Raw genomic sequence first — 19,565 nt, forward strand, 5'->3', positions numbered from 1 at the left:
ATTCCAAGACTGAGCCGCATGGCATTGTATTCACCTACCGGAAAGACACATTCGGGGAGTCTTTCTTTTCATCCGTACCCCTATATTTTTCAATCAGTTCGATAGCAATGGGCAATAATTTTACGACATACGCCACTCCCGTTTTTATACGGTTGCCCATCAGCCATGTACCGCCGTCGGAGTCGGTATGGATATTATCGTATGTTATGGCTTTCAAGTCCACATAGGAAAGACCGGTGAAGCACATGAACAGGAACATGTCGCGCATGGCACGCTGGCGTTTGTATCTCGGTTCTATATGGATTATCCTTTGCAGTTCCTCTTCGGAAAGGAAAGAACGCCTCTTGTATTCGGGCATACACTCGAATGATGCGAACGGATGAACCCGTATCCAGCCTTTTTCCTGCGCGATATACATCAGCCACTTCAAGGTATTGACACGCCCGAAGACAGTGGAGTTTGCCAAAGCGCATGTACCGAGCATCCAGTTGTAGTAATCCTCGATGAATGATTTCTCAAGTTCTTCGATGACAATATCCTCTGCATTCTTCTTGCTTTTCATGAAAAGCAGGAGACTCTTGTAATCGGCAACCAGACCGCAGTAGGTGCTTTCGGCTTTCTCTATGCCGATTTTCTTTTTATACGGTTCCAGCTGTTCCCTGAAAAGGTTCATAAGGGTGTGGCATTCCTCTGAGAAGCCGACATAGCGGTTATAGACTTTCTTGGCTGTAACAAAACTGTCGTGGTCGCAGATGTACTGGTAGTGCCTGGTGATTTGCGCCTTGATATTGTCAAGCTCCTGATTGAGTGTACGGGCCTCCTCGGACTTGCCTTTGGCCCGGTTGGTTTTGACGTCCCACAAAGCGAGGGACACTTCTTTCTTACAACTGAAACCGGCTTGGGTTCCATTGATGGTGATACGGCCCATAATCGGTGTCTTTCCGTTTTTTACAGACTGTTTATTCTCAAAACACTTAGCTATACATGGTCTGCGATAAGCTAAGAGAGATTCCCCTTACACAAAAGCATGGCATCTCCTTGTCGTATCTCGCCTTTATACTTTTATGTATAGTAGTCTACCGGATCGAATGAACAAGACCTATCCCATACATAAACCAATTTAGACTGCTATGTTATTTTTGAGGAAGAAGATGGAATGAGACCAGATACCCTCTTTAAGGCTGACTGTAAGTCGATTAAATGTAGAAAAAGATTGCTTTTGTCACAAGTAAAGTGTATATTTGCATTGAAAGAATCGTTCTTTGACAGAGGCAAAAGAAAACAGAATATTGTAATTCGCTCGTTTCTAAATCGTTACCTGATATTAATTAAACAGAAATAACTGTTTAATTTTCAATTAGATAGAGATTGTATGATGTTTCGCTGTATAAGAGCTCAATCTATCGCCCAACCCCAATAATTCGCCCAGCAACATCAACTGACGATTGAATGTGCGCAATGCCAACTGATATTCACGATAAGCCTCCGGAGTCCCTTCACGACTCTTTAACAAAGAAAACAGATAAGGAGAAGAACTGTCACGGTTCATATATCTCTTTACCAGAATCATCGCTTCTGCAGTTAGAGTCACCGACAAGGTGCGGCCTGTCTTACGTCTGCGATATGTAATCACATTGTCACGTAAATCACTTTTACGCAAATAGGCGAGATCGACAAAAGGCAAACCGCGCAATAAAAACATAAGGATAAATAATTCCTGTGCCTTGCGTAATGACGGAGAACCGACAAAAGCCTGTGATAACCTGGCAAATACTTTCTTTATATCCTCCTCACCTAACGCACGTTTATGATCGGCACGAGTACCGGTATAAACAGAACGGAACAAGTGAGGAACATAAGGTGCCTTACGAAGATCGACAGCACGATTATAAACTGCACGAAACGTGCGCAAATAAGTGGAGACGGTATTCCAACTACATCCACGACTACGAAGATGCACTTCGAACCCTTTTAACCACTCCGGACTCACCTCATAGAAGGTGAAATCCTCTTTCCCACAATAAGCAATGATGGCATTGAGACTGCTACGGTATACATGGGCAGTGCCAAAGTTTCCCTCCATCTGTAGCCCACGGGCTACTTGCTTCATAAATGTTACTACTTTCAACATCTCTCGATTTATTAATAAATTAGACAATAAATATAAGGGTATTCCAACAATCGAACAAATTGAAGGCAGAGATGTTGCAGGAATACAAAAAAAGAACCACCTCCCCTTATTAGGGAAAGTGGTTCTTATCTTCTTTATATATTCTTAAGCGAAAGCTGGAATTACATCATTCCGCCCATGCCTCCCATTCCGGGAGCGCCCATTGGCATTTCAGGTTTATCTTCCTTCTTTTCTACAATTACACATTCAGTAGTCAGGAACATACCAGCGATAGAAGCTGCATTTTCCAAAGCTACACGAGCAACCTTAGCAGGGTCTACTACACCGGCAGCATGCAAGTTTTCGTAAATATCCAAACGAGCGTTGTAACCAAAGTCACCCTTGCCTTCACGTACTTTCTGAACAACTACCGCACCTTCTTTACCAGCGTTAGCAACAATCTGACGAAGTGGTTCTTCGATAGCACGTTTGATGATTTCAACACCGGTTGTTTCGTCAGCATTGTCACCCTTCATGCCGTCGATAGCATCAATTGCACGGATATAAGCTACGCCACCACCCGGGATGATACCTTCTTCAATTGCAGCACGAGTTGCACGCAAAGCATCATCTACACGGTCTTTCTTTTCTTTCATTTCCACTTCTGAAGCAGCACCTACATAGAGAACAGCTACACCACCTGACAATTTAGCCAGACGTTCCTGCAATTTCTCACGGTCATAGTCAGACTTAGTTGCCACGATTTGTGCTTTGATCTGTTCGCAACGTTCTTTGATGCTATCTTTGTTACCTGCACCGTTTACAACAGTTGTATAGTCTTTAGTAACTGTAACTTTGTCAGCAGTACCCAACATTTCGATAGTAGCTTGTTCCAGTTTCAAACCTTTTTCTTCGCTGATAACAACACCACCTGTCAGGATAGCGATATCTTCCAACATTTCTTTACGACGATCACCGAAGCCCGGAGCCTTCACAGCACAGATCTTCAATTGAGAACGCAGACGGTTTACTACCAATGTAGTCAACGCTTCGCTATCTACATCTTCTGCAATTACCAACAGAGGACGACCTGTTTGTACAGCCGGTTCGAGGATAGGCAAGAAATCTTTCAGGTTAGAAATCTTCTTGTCATAGATCAGGATGTAAGGTTTCTCCATCTCACATTCCATTTTTTCTGTATTTGTCACGAAGTAAGCTGACAAATAACCACGGTCGAACTGCATACCTTCTACTACACCGATAGTAGTGTCTGTACCTTTTGCTTCTTCGATAGTGATTACACCGTCTTTAGAAACTTTACGCATAGCGTCAGCAATCAATTTACCGATTACCGGGTCGTTGTTTGCAGATACGGTAGCAACTTGTTCGATCTTGTCATAGTTGTCACCTACAGTTTCAGCCTGATCCTTGATTGATTCTACCACTTTGGCAACAGCCTTGTCGATACCACGTTTGATATCCATCGGGCTAGCACCGGCAGTTACGTTCTTCAAACCTTCAGCTACGATAGCTTGTGCAAGAACGGTTGCAGTAGTTGTACCGTCACCGGCATCGTCACCTGTCTTAGAAGCAACTTCTTTTACCAGCTGTGCACCAGTATTCTGGTAAGCATCTGCCAATTCGATTTCTTTTGCTACTGTCACACCGTCTTTTGTGATGTGCGGCGCACCGAATTTCTTCTCAATGATAACGTTACGTCCTTTCGGGCCCAGAGTTACTTTTACTGCATTTGCCAAAGCATCGACACCTTTTTTCAATTGGTCACGGGCATCGATATTGAATAATATTTCTTTTGCCATCTCTTTATTTACTATTTAAAGATTTACTATTTACTATTATTAATTAACCCAAAACAGCGAGAACATCGCTCTGACGCATGATAAGATATTTAGTACCTTCAACGTCAAGTTCTGTTCCGGCATATTTACCATAAAGAACTGTATCGCCTACTTTCAATACCATCTCTTCATCTTTCGTACCGTGACCTACTGCCACAACTTCACCCTTCAAAGGTTTTTCTTTTGCTGTATCAGGAATAATGATACCACCAATTGTTTTTTCTTCTGCAGGTGCAGGGAGGATAAGCACTCTGTCTGCTAATGGTTTAATGTTCATAGTTACTTGTTATATTTTAGTTATACATTTAATTGTAGATGTTATCCACCGTCTTTCAGGCGGAACGCTAAAGTTATTGCGAAAAGCGTGCCAAAGTAAATAAATGATTCTTTGTCAGAAATAGACTGACAAAATGACTGACAACTTGCACTGTATGGCAAAAAAGTATATTTGTCACCTACTTTTTAAACAAAACAAAAGGATTATTCCTTATAATGATGTATATTCGTAAACGAACCATCAAATGCACTGTATAAATAATATGAATAGAATAGCATCCGGCCTCATCATTGCCTCTTGCGTCTTCTACTCCTGCACTTCGCGTACAGGGGAGATTTCTCCTGTACATGAACAACAACAGACAGATTCGCTGTCGCAAGATACAATAACTCAACCCGAGGTTAAACCTGTTGAAAAGAAACTCACAGCAGAGCAAATACAAATCACCAAAGATTTATTGTATGACCAATATACATTGGAAGACACCTATCCTTATAAAGACACTACCCGGCAGTTTCAATGGGACAAAATCAAAGAACGGCTGGCTTTGCTTGAAAATATACAATTGCAGCCTTCCACTTGGGCAATTCTCCAGAATTACAAAAATAGAAATGGAGAAGCACCACTTGTGAAGAATTTCAAAAGAAACGCTTACGGACGGGTGGCGGATACTCTCGGCATAGAACGTTACCAATCCGTTCCGCTTTACTTGTTGACCGACACATTAGTGCCCGAACGATACGGTCAGGATGGAGAACTAACCCGTTTTATCGAAGATGGGGAAAAATTCATAAAAGCAGAGCCAATGTTTACCGGAGATGAATGGATGATTCCTAAAAAGTATGTCAAAGTAATCGGAGATACGATTGTTTTTAACAAAGCTGTTTTCGTAGACCGCCACAATCAGAATATCGCTGCTCTCGAACGTAGCGGAGAAGGGCAATGGATGGTTCGCAGCATGAATCCTTCCACTACGGGACGCCACCTGCCGCCGTATGCACAGGAAACTCCTTTAGGAATGTTTGTATTACAGGAAAAGAAGGCGAAGATGGTATTTCTAAAAGACGGTTCGAAAGAGACAGGAGGTTATGCTCCTTATGCGAGTCGTTTCACGGATGGAGCCTATATTCACGGAGTACCGGTCAATGCTCCCCGCAAGACACAGATAGAATATAGTCCGTCGTTAGGAACGACACCGCGTTCGCACATGTGCGTACGAAATGCAACTTCCCATGCCAAATTCATTTATGATTGGGCGCCTGTAAATGAAACTATTATTTTTGTATTGGAATAAACGTTGAACAAACATACACCACTATTCCCGAATCGCTACTACCTATCGTCCAAAGTATAACTAGAAAAGTTCTTTTCTATAAGGTGAGAACTTGCTTTTCTCTTGGGGAAAAGTTACTTTCCCCTTACTCCAATCTATAAACGCAAGTTGCAATTATAAAAACAAAGCTTGCAATTATAAAAACGAAGCCTTCATTTATATAATCAAAAGTTGCAATTATAGTTTGCTCTACAGCCTTAATAAGTTTCCTTCCTATGCAAAAGAAGTTTGCATAGGAGGGGAAAGAACTTTTCTATACGTACTTGAGGGAAAAGATAAAGAGGTCTGAACTTTTCAGTCCAGACCTCCCAATATAGAAAGGGATTTCTCCATCCCGTATTACCTTAATCAATTATGTGTGAAACTCTCTTTTATTTATCTTCAGTCTTACCCAACCCATACCTTGCTCTTGTTATATCCTGAACAAGTTCTCTCTGCACACTTTCCAATGCGTTTATTTCTTTCTGCAACAACTCCAAAGCAGAACCTTTCTGCAATAAATAAGACCGTTCAGCATATTTTATATAAGAAGTCGGAATCTCCTGCTTTTTTTCTTTATAATGGGCAATCACATACCGCAAAGCTTCTGCCCGATATTTGCTGATCGCTTTCCGTTCGGCATAATACAAATCTTTATAAGGATTTTCTTCACTTCTCAATTTCTTCCAGAATGCAGAAAAAGCAGTCGATACAGCATCCTTCTCCTCTTTGGTTACTGCTTCTTTCTGCTTCTTTGTCAGATCCTTATATTCCTTATATGTATTTAGAAACTTATCCAATTCATCTTTACTGGCTTTGTGCGCCAGTCGGTAAGTTTCCAAAGAAGCAGGACGTTCATATTCGACAACTGTTTGTAGATAAGGCAAGTCGTTCCAGCTTATATATTTATTGTTTGCTTCACAATAATCTGCATAAGCCGCCGCAAGCTGCCAACTATATTCTTTTGTCTTTTGATTCAAATCCTCATTGATAGCGGACAAGTTCTTTTCCATCTCTTGCAAGTCCTGCGCTGACACTGTTTGCATACTTCCCCATCCGGAGAGAAACAAACAAAGAATACTCCATAATATAGTTTTCATAATTAGATAATTTAAATTTTCTCCAAAGTTATTATTTCTCTACAGAATTCCAAACGATATTACAGATTTGCTATATATTTCCACAATGGAGCAGCATTCAGCGCTTGCATAATTTCGTTCTTATCAAGCAGACTCCTCACCTCTTCCAATGTAAGCAGATGTACGCTGATATCTTCAGTAGCTTCCAGATGCTGATGGTCTATCAGTTCCACGTCTGTAGCAAGAAAGCAATAAGTCAGATTGGTATGAGTGCTTGGATTAGCGGAAATCACCATATATTCCTGCCAGTTTCCTTTTCCGTAACCTGTTTCCTCCCACAATTCACGCTGGGCGGACACTAACGGTGAAGCGTCTTCCTTCTCACAGACACCGGCACAAAGTTCATAACAAGTTCGTTCAATTCCCGGACGGTACTGGCGAACAAAAACAAATTTACCATCTTTTGTAATGGCAATCGTATTTACCCAGTCGGGATACTCAAGAATATAATATTCGGGGATATGGTTACCGTTGGGAAGCAACATATCTTCGCAACGCACAGTCAGCCACGGACGGCGAAATAGATATTTACTACTCACCGTTTTCCAGGCTCTATTCTTTTCTTCCATAAGGTCTGTTTTTTCTTCCGGCAAAAATACAAATTTCCCCCGGGTTATCCTACCTTTCGGTTGCTTGTTTTTATTCGTCTGTGTCGATACAAGTGATCTCTATCCCTTGTATCTGCTCCAGATATTTTTTGGTAGAGCTTACCAAAGAACTTCCCATGTAGAATAAAAACAGCAGGCTGATAATAACCATCAATGCGCCAATCATGGCAAAACGACTACGTTGTTCGAAAATACTGCTATTCATAACTCTGCCTCCTCTAAGTTTTTTGTCCACTACAAAGATAACACGCGAGGGCTACAAAAAAGTTACAAGAATGTTTCAAAAAACTTAAATATTGAAATTCTGTTCGTATCTTTGCACCAACTAACTAACAACCTCTTTATTACAGTATGGCATTTACGAATAATATTATGATTGTCCGGCATAAATTGCTGGCAGACCTCGTTAAACTCTGGAAAAACGACGAATTAGTGGAAAAGATAGACCGGCTCCCGATTGAGTTGAGTCCACGCAAATCAAAACCCCTAGGACGGTGTTGCGTACATAAAGAACGCGCAGTGTGGAGGTACAAGACTTTTCCTCTGATGGGATTGGATATGACAGACGAACACGACGAAGTTACCCCGCTTTCCGAATATGCGCGATTGGCATTGAGCCGCCCCGAACCGGACAAGGAAAATATTATGTGCGTCATCGACGAGGCTTGTTCTTCCTGTGTACAGATCAATTATGAAATAACCAACCTTTGTCGCGGATGCGTGGCACGTAGTTGTTACATGAACTGCCCTAAAGATGCGATACGTTTCAAGAAAAACGGTCAGGCAATGATTGACCATGACACATGTGTCAGTTGCGGTATTTGTCACAAGAGTTGTCCTTATCACGCTATTGTATATATTCCCGTACCTTGTGAAGAGTCTTGTCCGGTAAAAGCTATCAGCAAAGATGAACACGGCATAGAGCACATTGATGAAAGCAAGTGTATCTACTGTGGAAAATGCATGAATGCTTGTCCGTTCGGGGCTATCTTCGAAATCTCGCAAACATTCGATGTATTGCAGCGCATCCGTAAAGGGGAAAAGATGGTCGCCATCATCGCCCCGTCTATTTTGGGACAGTTTAAAACTTCTATCGGACAAGTGTACGGTGCTTTCAAGGAAATTGGATTTACTGATGTGATCGAAGTGGCCGAAGGTGCTATGGCAACCACCAGTAATGAAGCACACGAGTTACTGGAGAAACTGGAAGAGGGACAGAAGTTTATGACTACTTCCTGTTGTCCTTCTTATATCGAACTGGTAGAGAAACATATTCCGGATATGAAACCTTATGTTTCTACCACCGGATCACCGATGTACTACGCTGCACGGATTGCCAAAGAGAAGCATCCGGATGCTAAGGTTGTATTTGTCGGTCCTTGTGTGGCAAAACGAAAAGAAGTACGCCGCGATGAAGCCGTGGATTATATTCTGACGTTCGAAGAAATCGGTTCGATTCTTGACGGGCTGGGTATTCAGCTGGAACAAATGCAGGAGTTCTCCGTATTACATACTTCCGTTCGCGAAGCACACGGATTTGCACAGGCAGGTGGTGTGATGGGAGCTGTCAAAGCTTATCTGAAAGAAGAAGCGGAGAAAATCAATGCGATACAAGTGTCGGACATCAATAAAAAGAATATCGCTCTGCTGCGTGCCTGCGCCAAAACAGGAAAGGCTGCCGGACAGTTTATTGAAGTGATGGCATGCGAAGGAGGATGTATCACCGGACCGAGTACGCATAATGACATTGTTTCGGGACGTCGCCAACTGGCACAAGAGCTGCTCAAACGGAAAGAGAGCTATGAAACAATGGATCGATAAACTACGACAGGAAAGAACACTGACACCGGAAGAGTTCCGGCAACTGTTGACCGGATGTGACGCAGAAATTCTGCGTTACATCAATAAACAGGCGCAGGAAGTCGCACTCCTCCACTTCGGAAATAAGATTTATATCCGCGGACTGATTGAAATCAGTAACTGCTGCCGGAACAACTGTTATTACTGTGGCATCCGAAAAGGAAATCCCAATATCGAACGTTACCGATTGAACCTGGAAAGTATACTGGATTGTTGCCGGCAAGGATATAAATTAGGTTTCCGCACTTTCGTGCTGCAAGGAGGAGAAGATCCCGCACTGACAGACGATCGGATAGAAATGACTGTTGCCCGTATCAGGCAGGATTATCCGGATTGTGCCATTACACTGTCGCTCGGAGAAAAGTCGCGTGATGCATACGAGCGTTTCTTCCGTGCCGGAGCCAACCGTTATCTGTTACGTCACGAAACATATAATGAGTCGCATTACTGGCAACTGCATCCGGCAGAAATGTCCGGCAAACAGCGCCTACAATGTTTAGCGGATTTAAAAGACATCGGCTATCAGACAGGAACCGGAATTATGGTCGGCAGCCCAGGGCAAACAGTAGAACATATCATCGAGGATATCTTGTTCATTGAAAAGCTACAGCCGGAAATGATCGGCATCGGTCCTTTCCTACCCCATCATGATACGCCTTTTGCCCAATATCCCAGCGGAACGGTGGAACGGACGATTCTTCTATTATCGATCTTCCGTTTGATGCATCCATCCGCATTGATTCCGGCAACAACGGCTCTCGCCACTCTTGTTCCTGATGGTAGAGAGCGGGGTATATTGGCAGGTGCAAATGTGGTTATGCCCAACCTGTCTCCCCGGGAGGAACGGAGAAAATATGAATTATACAATGACAAAGCTTCACTCGGAGCGGAATCCGCCGAAGGACTGACTACCTTACAAAAGCAGTTGAATACCATCGGTTATGAGATATCTACCGAAAGAGGCGACTTTAAGTGCACCACAGATTACACGGATTCACACAGATTTATTTCGAATTAAATTTTAATCTGTGTGAATCCGTGTAATCTGTGGTGAAAAAACAAAGAATATTATGATATACCAAAAAGATTCATCCAAAGCAGAAGAGTTTATCCATCACGAAGAAATTTTGGATACGCTGGAATATGCACAGAACAATAAGGATAATCGTGTCCTGATTGAACAACTAATTGAAAAGGCAGCGTTGTGCAAGGGACTGACACACCGGGAAGCGGCCATTCTGCTGGAGTGTAACCAACCTGACCTGATAGAACGTATCTTTCATCTCGCTAAAGAAATCAAACAGAAGTTTTACGGCAACCGTATCGTCATGTTCGCACCGCTTTATTTATCTAATCATTGCGTAAACGGTTGCGTATATTGTCCGTATCATGCCAAAAACAAGACTATTGCACGCAAGAAACTGACACAGGAAGAAATCCGCCGGGAGGTAATTGCTTTGCAGGATATGGGACATAAGCGACTGGCTCTTGAAGCCGGTGAGCATCCGTCACTGAACCCGATAGAATATATTCTGGAATCTATTCAGACGATTTATAGTATCAAGCATAAAAATGGAGCTATCCGCCGGGTAAACGTAAATATCGCAGCCACTACGATAGAAAATTATCGCCGATTGAAAGAAGCGGGTATCGGCACGTATATCTTATTCCAAGAGACTTATCACAAAGATAACTACGAAGCTCTCCATCCCACCGGACCTAAAAGCAATTACGCTTATCACACCGAAGCGATGGACCGCGCGATGGAAGGAGGAATCGATGATGTAGGCATTGGCGTCCTTTTCGGTTTGAATACTTATCGGTATGATTTTATCGGATTATTAATGCATGCCGAACATTTGGAAGCCAAATTCGGTGTAGGGCCGCATACAATCAGTGTGCCGCGCATCTGTTCGGCAGATGACATCGATGCGGAAGATTTCCCGAACGCTATTTCGGATGAGATATTCAGCAAGATTGTAGCTGTTATCCGAATTGCCGTTCCTTATACGGGAATGATTATTTCTACACGTGAATCGCAAGAATCACGCAAGAAAGTGCTCGAATTGGGTATTTCACAAATCAGTGGCGGTTCGCGTACCAGTGTAGGCGGATATGCTGAAACGGAATTACCCGATCATAATTCTGCCCAATTTGATGTGAGCGACACCCGGACATTGGACGAGGTGGTCAACTGGTTGCTCGAACTCGGATATATCCCCAGCTTCTGTACAGCCTGTTACCGGGAAGGAAGGACGGGAGACCGTTTCATGTCATTAGTGAAATCCGGTCAGATAGCAAACTGTTGCGGACCGAATGCCCTGATGACTCTAAAAGAGTACCTGGAAGATTATGCTTCAGAAGATACGCGACAGAAAGGATTGGAACTGATTCTAAAAGAAACTGAACGAATCCCCAATCCCAAAATCAGGGAAATAGCGATCCGGAATCTCAAAGCAATAGCTGCAGGACAAAGAGACTTTAGATTTTAAATAATACATTGATGTGCTAACATATCAATCTGCCAATTAGCTACGCACGAATTAACAAGTTGAAAAATTATCAATTATGAGCCTAACAGATACTCCAAATGCAAACAGACTTCATATCACCCTTTTTGGCAGACGGAATAGTGGTAAGTCTTCTCTTATCAATGCGTTGACAGGACAGGACACCGCGCTCGTTTCAAATACTCCTGGAACGACTACCGACCTTGTGTCCAAAGCAATGGAGATTCAAGGTATTGGTCCTTGTCTTTTTATAGATACTCCGGGGTTCGATGACGAAGGAGAGCTTGGAGAACTACGTATCAGCCGGACTTTAAAGGCTATTGAGAAAACGGATATTGCATTGTTATTATGTGAAGACACTACCTTTTCTCATGAAAAAGAGATACTGACGCTATTGAAAGAGAAGAATATCCCTGTCATTCCGGTATTGAATAAAATAGATATACGAGAGAATAGCGATCGTTCAGCTACATATATTGAGGAACAATGCAAAATACGTCCATTGCTTATCAGTGCCAAAGAAAAGATAGGAATCGAACTCATCCGGCAAGCCATCCTCGAAAAATTACCTTCGGACTTCGGCCAACAAAATATTACCGGGAAACTTGTTGCAGAGAATGACCTTGTACTTTTAGTAATGCCGCAGGATATCCAAGCTCCCAAAGGCAGACTGATCTTACCGCAAGTGCAGACTATCCGTGAATTGCTGGATAAAAAATGCCTCGTAATGACTTGCACCACTGATAAGTTTTCTGCAACCCTACAAGCCCTTGCCCGTCCTCCGAAGTTAATCATCACCGATTCACAAGTTTTCAAAGCGATTTATGAACAGAAACCAAAGGAAAGTGAACTGACTTCTTTCTCGGTGCTTTTCGCAGGTTATAAGGGTGATATTCACTATTATGTAGAAAGTGCAGCTGTCATCGAAAGACTGACGGAATCCTCACGTGTACTGATAGCGGAAGCTTGTACGCACGCTCCCCTTTCAGAAGATATAGGAAGAGTGAAACTTCCTCGTTTGTTACGGAAACGGATTGGAGAGAATCTGCAAATTGATATGGTAGCAGGAACCGACTTTCCACAAGATCTGACTCCTTACTCTTTAGTTATCCATTGCGGAGCATGTATGTTTAACCGTAAATACGTACTTAGTCGCATCGAACGTGCGCGGGAGCAGCACATTCCTATGACGAACTATGGAGTAGCAATTGCTTTCCTCAATGGAATACTAGATCAAATAAAATATTAAAAAAAGAAATCTTCTCTTTTTTATTTTGAAGCGAACCCCAAAAGTTCTTTATCTAACTTTTGGGGTTCACTTCATTTTTATGTTAAGACGACCTTTTTATATTAACTAATTATGATGACATACTTAGTTCTAATATATCTGCTTATTTCTTCACAATAGCAATCAGTTCGTCTGCTGAAACAAGGTTCTGTTCTCCTGTCTCCATATTCTTCAACATCACTTTGCCTTCGTTCATTTCGTTCTCACCGACAATAGCTACAAACGGAATATTCTTCGCATTGGCATAACTCATCTGTTTCTTCATCTTGGCAACATCCGGGAAAATCTCGGCACGAATACCGGCAGCACGTACCTTAGCCAAAATTCCCATTGAGTATGCAGCTTCCTTTTCACCGAAGTTGATAAACAGAAGTTCTGTTCCGTTTACAGCTTCTTTCGGGTAAAGTTCGAGCTGGTTCAGGACATCGAAGATACGGTCTGCACCAAAAGAGATACCCACTCCGGACACTCCTGCCATACCGAATACTCCGGTCAGATTATCATAACGACCACCACCAGTGATACTGCCAATCTGTACATCCAGTGCTTTCACTTCAAAGATAGCTCCTGTATAATAGTTCAGTCCGCGAGCCAATGTAAGATCAAGCTCTATTTCATTCTTCAAGCCCATTGTTTCCAATGTATTCAGAATAAATTCACTCTCTTCCACTCCCTTCAGCCCTACTTCACTGGCTGATAACACATTCTTCAGTGTTGCCAATTTCTCCGCATTCGTACCACTAAGAAGAATGATCGGCTGCAACTTGGCAATAGCCTCATCACTGATTCCCTTCTCTTTCAGTTCGGCATTTACATTATCCAGACCAATTTTATCCAGTTTGTCAATTGCTACGGTAATATCTACAATCTTATCCGATTCGCCTATAATTTCAGCAATACCGGAAAGAATCTTACGGTTGTTAATCTTAATACATACACGAATATTGAAACGACTAAAAACGGTATCGACAATCTGCATCAATTCCACTTCGTTCAATAACGAATCGCTTCCTACAACATCGGCATCACATTGATAAAATTCGCGATAACGTCCTTTCTGCGGGCGGTCGGCACGCCATACCGGTTGAATCTGATAGCGTTTGAACGGAAAAGTGATCTCATCACGATGCATCACTACATAACGGGCAAAAGGCACTGTCAAGTCGTAACGCAAACCTTTCTCACAGAATTTGCTTGCCAGTTTGGCAGCATTACGGCTTAACAATTCTTCGTCAGTAATCCCGGAGAAGTAATCTCCTGAATTCTGAATCTTAAAGAGTAGTTTATCTCCCTCATCGCCGTACTTTCCCATCAATGTAGAAAGCATCTCCATCGAAGGAGTCTCTATCTGCTGGAAACCATACAAATGATATACGTCACGAATCGTATTGAATATATAATTACGCTTCGCCATTTCTACCGGCGAAAAGTCACGAGTTCCTTTAGGAATACTTGGTTTTGCTGCCATAATATTACTGTTTATAATTTTAATTGCGCAAATTTACTGCAAATTTCCGAGCAATACTTACATATATTTGAAAAAATCACCCGTATTGTGTCCATCCCCTATCAATATCGTAAAGAAACACTCAAGTAAGACCCTAAACAATACAAAAAATCCTCCATAGTCTTCGAAAAGACTGCGGAGGATCTTTTTATATTCTATGGAGAGAAGTTAATAAACGTACTTTTCTCCCTTTTTCATTTCTTAGTCTCTTCTACCCATGAAGATCATGATGTAGTATACCAATGTAGCCAGTGAGCCTAATGCAGCAACTACATACGTATAAGCAGCAGAACGAAGAGCATCCTCAGCCTGTGCATGATTGTACGAATTAGTAATGCCGGATGAACTCAACCATACCAACGCACGTTTACTTGCATTGATTTCCACCGGCAGCGTGATAAAGCTGAACAGTGTAGTCATAGCAAACAGGATAATACCTGCCAGCAATAACTGCGGGAAACTCTCTATCAGCAAGATACCACCCAACAATACCCACGTCATAATGGAAGAGGCAAAGTTTACCACCGGAACCAGCGCACTACGCATTTTCAGCGGAGCATACATGCGTGCATGTTGTACAGCGTGTCCACATTCATGAGCTGCTACGGCAGCTGCCATTATACTGTTACTTTCATACACCCCTTCACTCAAATTCACCGTTTTGTTAGTAGGATTGTAGTGGTCGGTCAACCGTCCCGGCGTATGCGTAACCTGTACGTCATAAATTCCATTGTCATGCAACATTTTTAAAGCAACGTCGCGTCCTGTCATTCCGTTTCCTGTAGGAATCTTAGAGTACTTCTTGAATTTGTTTTGCAAATTCATCTGTACCAACCAACTTACAACAGCGATTCCTATAAATAATACCCAATAAGACATCATATACTTTTCAATTTTAATTATTACTCTATATCTTTATAAACAAATTGTTTGCCAAAAATAAGGGGAAACGTTCAATGTCAGAATAGTTTCCCCTTGCTTTTATGAAGAATTAGCTAAAAATTAGTCAATTGTCAGTTCTACCACATAGTCAATATCTTTCGGAACCTCGGCGAATTCGAGCAAAACACCGGCTTTCGTCTTTATGAAACGAACCGGAGACTGATCTTTAAACAAGACTGCTTTCTTAACCTTCTTGCCTGTCAATGGCAGGAACAAAGCTGCATCTTTCAGGTCGAGGATATGTACATAGAGTTTATTTCCTTTTTGTGTGGTCACTCCCCAATCATGCGGAGCAACTATGCCGCTTCGTGTTCCATAGATCGTTTCGCCATATTGTTTCATCCACTCTCCCATCTCTGCCAAGCGTTGCACAGCTACCGCAGGAAGTTCCCCATCAGGTTGAGGGCCGATATTCATCAAAAGATTGGCATTCTTACCGGCTGCCTTCACCAGATAGTGAATCAATGTCTTTGTAGATTTATAATTCTGGTCGGTAATCTTATATCCCCACATACCATTCATTGTTTCGCAAGTTTCCAACGGCAGGCGACTCACCTCCTGTCCAGAAAGTCCCGAAGCATTCTCACCCGGCAGATCGCGTTCGAAAATCTGAATATCTTCTCCATCAAAAGGCGTCTGATGATGATTGTTACCCACCAGGCAGTCCGGTTGGAGTTTATGAATCAAAGCATACTGCTCTGGTAATTCCCAGTTAAAAGATTTAGGTTGATCCCACCATCCGTCAAACCAGATGGCACCTATCGGACCATAATTCGTCAGTAACTCCGTCAACTGGTTATTCATGAATTGATAATAGCTTTTCCAATCCCCTTTCGAGTTCGAACGTCCCGTCCCCTGTCCTGTACGTCCCCAGGGATAGTCCTCACGCGCCCAGTCAAGATGAGAATAATAAAAATGAAGCTTGATTCCCTGCTTGGCACAGGCAGCTGCCAGTTCTTTCACAATATCTCTTTTAAAAGGGGTGGCTTTGACTACGTTATAATCCGAATACTTAGTATCGAACATAGAAAAACCTTCGTGATGACGGCTAGTAAAACAGATATATTTGGCTCCCGAAGCTTTAATAGCCTCCACCCATTTATCGGCATTAAACTTGGAAGGATAAAATCCACCTGCCAGTTTGGCATACTCTTTATAATTCAGATTATTGTTTGTCATAGTCCACTCACCGGTAGCGAGCATGGCATATAGCCCCCAATGAAGAAAAATACCAAACTTATTGTCCTGAAATTCCTGCCGTGCTTTCAGATTCTCTTCGGCAGGCTGATAAGGAGACTGTGCAAATGCTCCCAAGTTCATGACGAACAACAAAAGGAAAGTAATAAAACGTGTTTTCATAAGGCGTACATTATTTTTCTGTGTGTTTAGAATAGACTACAAAGACTTGAATAAAAAAGGCGGAGTTTTTCTTCAATCTCCGCCTTTCCTCCATATAATAAATCAATGGTTATTCTTCTGTATAACGTTCGATCGTCTGTGCTCTGTCCGGTCCTACAGAAACAATCTTGATTTCTACGCCAAGTTGTTCTTCCAGGAAAGTCAGATAAGCGTTGAATTCTTCCGGGAATTCATCTTCGCTCTGCATCTTGGTCATATCTGTCTGCCAGCCCGGAAGCTCTGCATATACAGGTTCTACGCCTTCTGTGATGTCATACGGGAAGTAGTCGATCTCTTCACCGTTCACTTTGTAAGCAACACACGCTTTGATTGTTTCGAAAGTATCGAGTACATCGCTCTTCATCATAATCAATTTGGTAACTCCGTTTATCATAACGGAATACTTCAACGCTACCAGGTCGATCCATCCGCAACGACGTTTACGACCGGTTACAGAACCGAATTCATGTCCCAACGTACACATCTTGTCGCCTGTTTCGTCAAACAGTTCTGATGGGAACGGACCTGCTCCTACACGAGTACAGTATGCCTTGAAGATACCATATACTTCACCGATACGGTTAGGTGCCACTCCAAGTCCGGTGCAGGCTCCCGCACATACGGTATTGGAAGAAGTCACAAACGGATATGAACCGAAATCAATATCAAGCATAGTACCCTGCGCTCCTTCACAAAGCACGCTCTTACCATCCTTCAACAGGTTATTCACTTCATGTTCGCTATCTACGAAATGGAATTGTTTCAGGTATTCGATACCTTCCAACCATGCTTTTTCCAGTTCAGTAAGATCGTATTCATAATTCAAGCTCTTCAGAATTTGTTCGTGACGAGCTTTTGCGGCAGCATACTTCTGATCGAAATTATGAAGAATATCACCTACACGAACACCGTTACGGCTCACTTTATCCGTGTAAGTAGGGCCGATACCCTTACCGGTAGTTCCTACTTTAGCATCACCTTTGGCTGCTTCGTATGCAGCATCCAGAATACGGTGTGTCGGAAGAATAAGATGAGCTTTCTTTGAAATGTGCAAACGTTCTTTCAGCGGATGACCCGATGCTTCAAGTGCTTCTGCCTCTGCTTTAAACAATGCCGGATCAAGTACCACACCGTTACCGATGATGTTTACCTTGTTTCCTTGAAAAATACCGGAAGGAATAGAGCGAAGCACATATTTCTGTCCTTCAAACTCAAGCGTGTGACCGGCATTCGGGCCGCCCTGAAAACGAGCAACCACATCATACTTAGGTGTTAAAACGTCGACTACTTTTCCTTTACCTTCGTCGCCCCATTGTAATCCTAATAGAACATCTACTTTCATTTTTCTTTTTTATTGTTGTTATTTACTTTTTTCCGTTTGTTAGCTCTGTCGCACTTACTACATACTCCATATATATATAAGGAGTAATGCGAAAGCTGGAAGCGGCTCAATTTCGTATTTTCAATGGCTTGCTGCAGTTCCTCGTTCTGAAACTCGGTCACTTTACCACATTGAGTACATATCTGATGATGATGTGTCTCGCGATTATATGATTTTTCGTATTGGGAGGAAGTACCGAACTGATGCTTAATGACCAGCCGTGCATTGATAAGAAGAATAATGGTGTTGTAGAGAGTCGCCCGGCTCACCCGGAAATTCTCCTGGTCCATCATCCGTGAATAAAGCATGTCAATATCGAAATGACCGTCGATAGAATAAATAGTATCGAGTATGGCGTAGCGTTCAGGAGTCTTTCGATGCCCGTTCGCCGTGAGATATTCCGTGAATATCTGCCTTACTGTATCTTTCACGTTTTGAGTTTCCATCATCAGCCAAAATTAGCGCGAACAAAGTTAAGCCTTTTTTGCGGAAAGCAAATGATAAAGAGAAGTTTTTTTAGTTCATCACAGAGTTAGACAGTTTTTTTATAAATTAAATGGAGGCTATCATTCGTTTTGTAGATTGGCTTATATAATAAACGAATAACAAGACGGTTTATTTTTTAGACGCGTCATCCGTGTTATCCGCGTCTAAAAAATTAAACCGTTATTTAATAAAAGGACTTACTCCATGAAAATAAGATTAGTCTACAGCAAGCTCCTCTTTCACCATATTGTAGAGCATTTGCTCTCCTTCCAAGGTAGAATCAGCCATACCTTCCACCAAGCGGCATACTTGAAAAGCATGTTCCTCGCTATGCTGCATATATTTGCGGATAACCAGCAAAGCTGCGTTACGAATATGATAGCTGTCGGAATGTACCGCACAAATCGCCTGGTCGAGCAATTCGCCGGAGGCACGTTCGGTCATATCCCCTTTCTTCATCAGAAGACGGGCGGCAGTCAGGAAACCACAAGTCTGCACGTACTCCTGTTCGTCGGCAATCCAGTGAAAAGATTTGGCCGGAGCATACGGTAAATGCTGGAAGAGATTCATACAAGTCAGTTCTGCTATTTCGATATTCCGGATGTTTTCCACCCAAATATCGGCTATCTCGGGATAAAACGTTTCGATCGGCTGAAGCATTCCCGCCAGAATCTTACACTCGCGAATTTCCTCTTTCCATAAAGCCTGCGCCAGGTCATGATTCTTTTCGTAACCTTCGGCAATCATCTTGATACGAGGCAGTTCCACTCCGAAATTGAGTTTATAAACCAGCCCTTTCTCACGCATACTTTGGGACACAGCCCCGTTCATAGAGAGACGGAGCTGTGTCTTGATATCTTTCAATTGTTCTTTAATATCCATTTCAGA

At 42.4% G+C, this 19,565-nt stretch carries 17 protein-coding genes and 1 pseudogene; 5 read left to right on the plus strand and 13 right to left on the minus strand.

What is annotated here, in order from left to right; translation table 11 throughout:
• Positions 1-34: 34 nt before the first annotated feature.
• The 4 genes and pseudogenes from DW862_RS04770 to DW862_RS04790 form a co-directional block, all read right to left on the minus strand.
• A complete protein-coding gene (locus DW862_RS04770) occupies positions 35-928 on the minus strand; it encodes a phage integrase SAM-like domain-containing protein (RefSeq protein ID WP_004289225.1) in 894 nt (297 codons plus the stop codon).
• A 447-nt stretch (positions 929-1,375) separates the two neighbouring features.
• Positions 1,376-2,131 (minus strand): annotated as a pseudogene (locus tag DW862_RS04780) (tyrosine-type recombinase/integrase); the annotation flags it as partial.
• A gap of 161 nt (positions 2,132-2,292) precedes the next feature.
• Positions 2,293-3,930, minus strand: a complete 1,638-nt coding sequence (groL, locus tag DW862_RS04785; RefSeq protein ID WP_004314006.1) for a chaperonin GroEL — start codon at positions 3,928-3,930, stop codon at positions 2,293-2,295.
• Positions 3,931-3,973: 43 nt separating this feature from the next.
• A complete protein-coding gene (locus tag DW862_RS04790; protein WP_004314007.1) occupies positions 3,974-4,246 on the minus strand; it encodes a co-chaperone GroES in 273 nt (90 codons plus the stop codon).
• A 244-nt stretch (positions 4,247-4,490) separates the two neighbouring features.
• Between DW862_RS04790 and DW862_RS04795 the strand changes: the two genes are divergently transcribed.
• Positions 4,491-5,540 (plus strand): L,D-transpeptidase, encoded by a 1,050-nt coding sequence (locus DW862_RS04795; protein ID WP_120067371.1) that lies wholly within the window; start codon positions 4,491-4,493, stop codon positions 5,538-5,540.
• A 410-nt stretch (positions 5,541-5,950) separates the two neighbouring features.
• Here DW862_RS04795 and DW862_RS04805 read toward each other — a convergent pair whose 3' ends face one another.
• The 3 genes from DW862_RS04805 to DW862_RS25810 all read right to left on the minus strand — a co-directional run bounded on the left by DW862_RS04805 (position 5,951) and on the right by DW862_RS25810 (position 7,510).
• A complete protein-coding gene (locus tag DW862_RS04805; RefSeq protein WP_087322711.1) occupies positions 5,951-6,658 on the minus strand; it encodes a DUF5039 family protein in 708 nt (235 codons plus the stop codon).
• A gap of 59 nt (positions 6,659-6,717) precedes the next feature.
• Positions 6,718-7,266 (minus strand): NUDIX hydrolase, encoded by a 549-nt coding sequence (locus tag DW862_RS04810; protein ID WP_004314010.1) that lies wholly within the window; start codon positions 7,264-7,266, stop codon positions 6,718-6,720.
• Positions 7,267-7,336: 70 nt separating this feature from the next.
• The gene (locus tag DW862_RS25810) at positions 7,337-7,510 is read right to left on the minus strand and encodes a hypothetical protein (RefSeq protein ID WP_008015767.1); all 174 of its coding nucleotides are present in this window, start codon (positions 7,508-7,510) and stop codon (positions 7,337-7,339) included.
• A 146-nt stretch (positions 7,511-7,656) separates the two neighbouring features.
• On the opposite strand from DW862_RS25810, the gene DW862_RS04815 reads away from it, so the two are divergent.
• The 4 genes from DW862_RS04815 (at position 7,657) to hydF (ending at position 12,924) form a co-directional block, all read left to right on the plus strand.
• On the plus strand, positions 7,657-9,126 hold the full coding sequence (locus DW862_RS04815; RefSeq protein WP_120067373.1) for a 4Fe-4S dicluster domain-containing protein: 1,470 nt from the start codon (positions 7,657-7,659) through the stop codon (positions 9,124-9,126).
• The gene (hydE, locus tag DW862_RS04820; RefSeq protein ID WP_120067374.1) at positions 9,107-10,183 is read left to right on the plus strand and encodes a [FeFe] hydrogenase H-cluster radical SAM maturase HydE; all 1,077 of its coding nucleotides are present in this window, start codon (positions 9,107-9,109) and stop codon (positions 10,181-10,183) included. The genes DW862_RS04815 and hydE overlap by 20 nt, the downstream gene beginning before the upstream one ends.
• A gap of 52 nt (positions 10,184-10,235) precedes the next feature.
• Positions 10,236-11,657, plus strand: coding sequence for a [FeFe] hydrogenase H-cluster radical SAM maturase HydG (hydG, locus tag DW862_RS04825; protein WP_165861878.1), 1,422 nt, complete (start codon positions 10,236-10,238; stop codon positions 11,655-11,657).
• Positions 11,658-11,733: 76 nt separating this feature from the next.
• Complete coding sequence (gene hydF / locus DW862_RS04830; protein WP_120067375.1) at positions 11,734-12,924, plus strand: [FeFe] hydrogenase H-cluster maturation GTPase HydF; 1,191 nt, start codon at positions 11,734-11,736, stop codon at positions 12,922-12,924.
• A 142-nt stretch (positions 12,925-13,066) separates the two neighbouring features.
• On the opposite strand, the gene hisS is transcribed toward hydF, so the two are convergent.
• The 6 genes from hisS to DW862_RS04860 all read right to left on the minus strand — a co-directional run bounded on the left by hisS (position 13,067) and on the right by DW862_RS04860 (position 19,559).
• Positions 13,067-14,431: a histidine--tRNA ligase gene (gene hisS / locus DW862_RS04835; protein ID WP_118219970.1), complete on the minus strand. Its 1,365-nt coding sequence runs from the start codon at positions 14,429-14,431 to the stop codon at positions 13,067-13,069.
• A 240-nt stretch (positions 14,432-14,671) separates the two neighbouring features.
• A complete protein-coding gene (locus DW862_RS04840; RefSeq protein ID WP_008025873.1) occupies positions 14,672-15,352 on the minus strand; it encodes a zinc metallopeptidase in 681 nt (226 codons plus the stop codon).
• Positions 15,353-15,472: 120 nt separating this feature from the next.
• Positions 15,473-16,771, minus strand: a complete 1,299-nt coding sequence (locus tag DW862_RS04845; RefSeq protein WP_087318954.1) for an alpha-L-fucosidase — start codon at positions 16,769-16,771, stop codon at positions 15,473-15,475.
• Positions 16,772-16,880: 109 nt separating this feature from the next.
• Positions 16,881-18,152: an adenylosuccinate synthase gene (locus DW862_RS04850; RefSeq protein WP_004301093.1), complete on the minus strand. Its 1,272-nt coding sequence runs from the start codon at positions 18,150-18,152 to the stop codon at positions 16,881-16,883.
• Entirely contained in the window at positions 18,149-18,637 is a 489-nt protein-coding gene (locus DW862_RS04855) for a Fur family transcriptional regulator (protein WP_008025868.1), read from the minus strand. The genes DW862_RS04850 and DW862_RS04855 overlap by 4 nt, the downstream gene beginning before the upstream one ends.
• 256 nt (positions 18,638-18,893) lie before the next feature.
• Positions 18,894-19,559 carry a DNA alkylation repair protein gene (locus DW862_RS04860; protein ID WP_004314019.1) on the minus strand — a complete coding sequence of 222 codons (666 nt, stop codon included), beginning with the start codon at positions 19,557-19,559 and terminating at the stop codon, positions 18,894-18,896.
• Positions 19,560-19,565 lie beyond the last annotated feature (6 nt).

Origin of the sequence: Bacteroides sp. AM37-9 (assembly GCF_003603455.1) — a bacterium.
Classification (GTDB): domain Bacteria; phylum Bacteroidota; class Bacteroidia; order Bacteroidales; family Bacteroidaceae; genus Bacteroides; species Bacteroides xylanisolvens.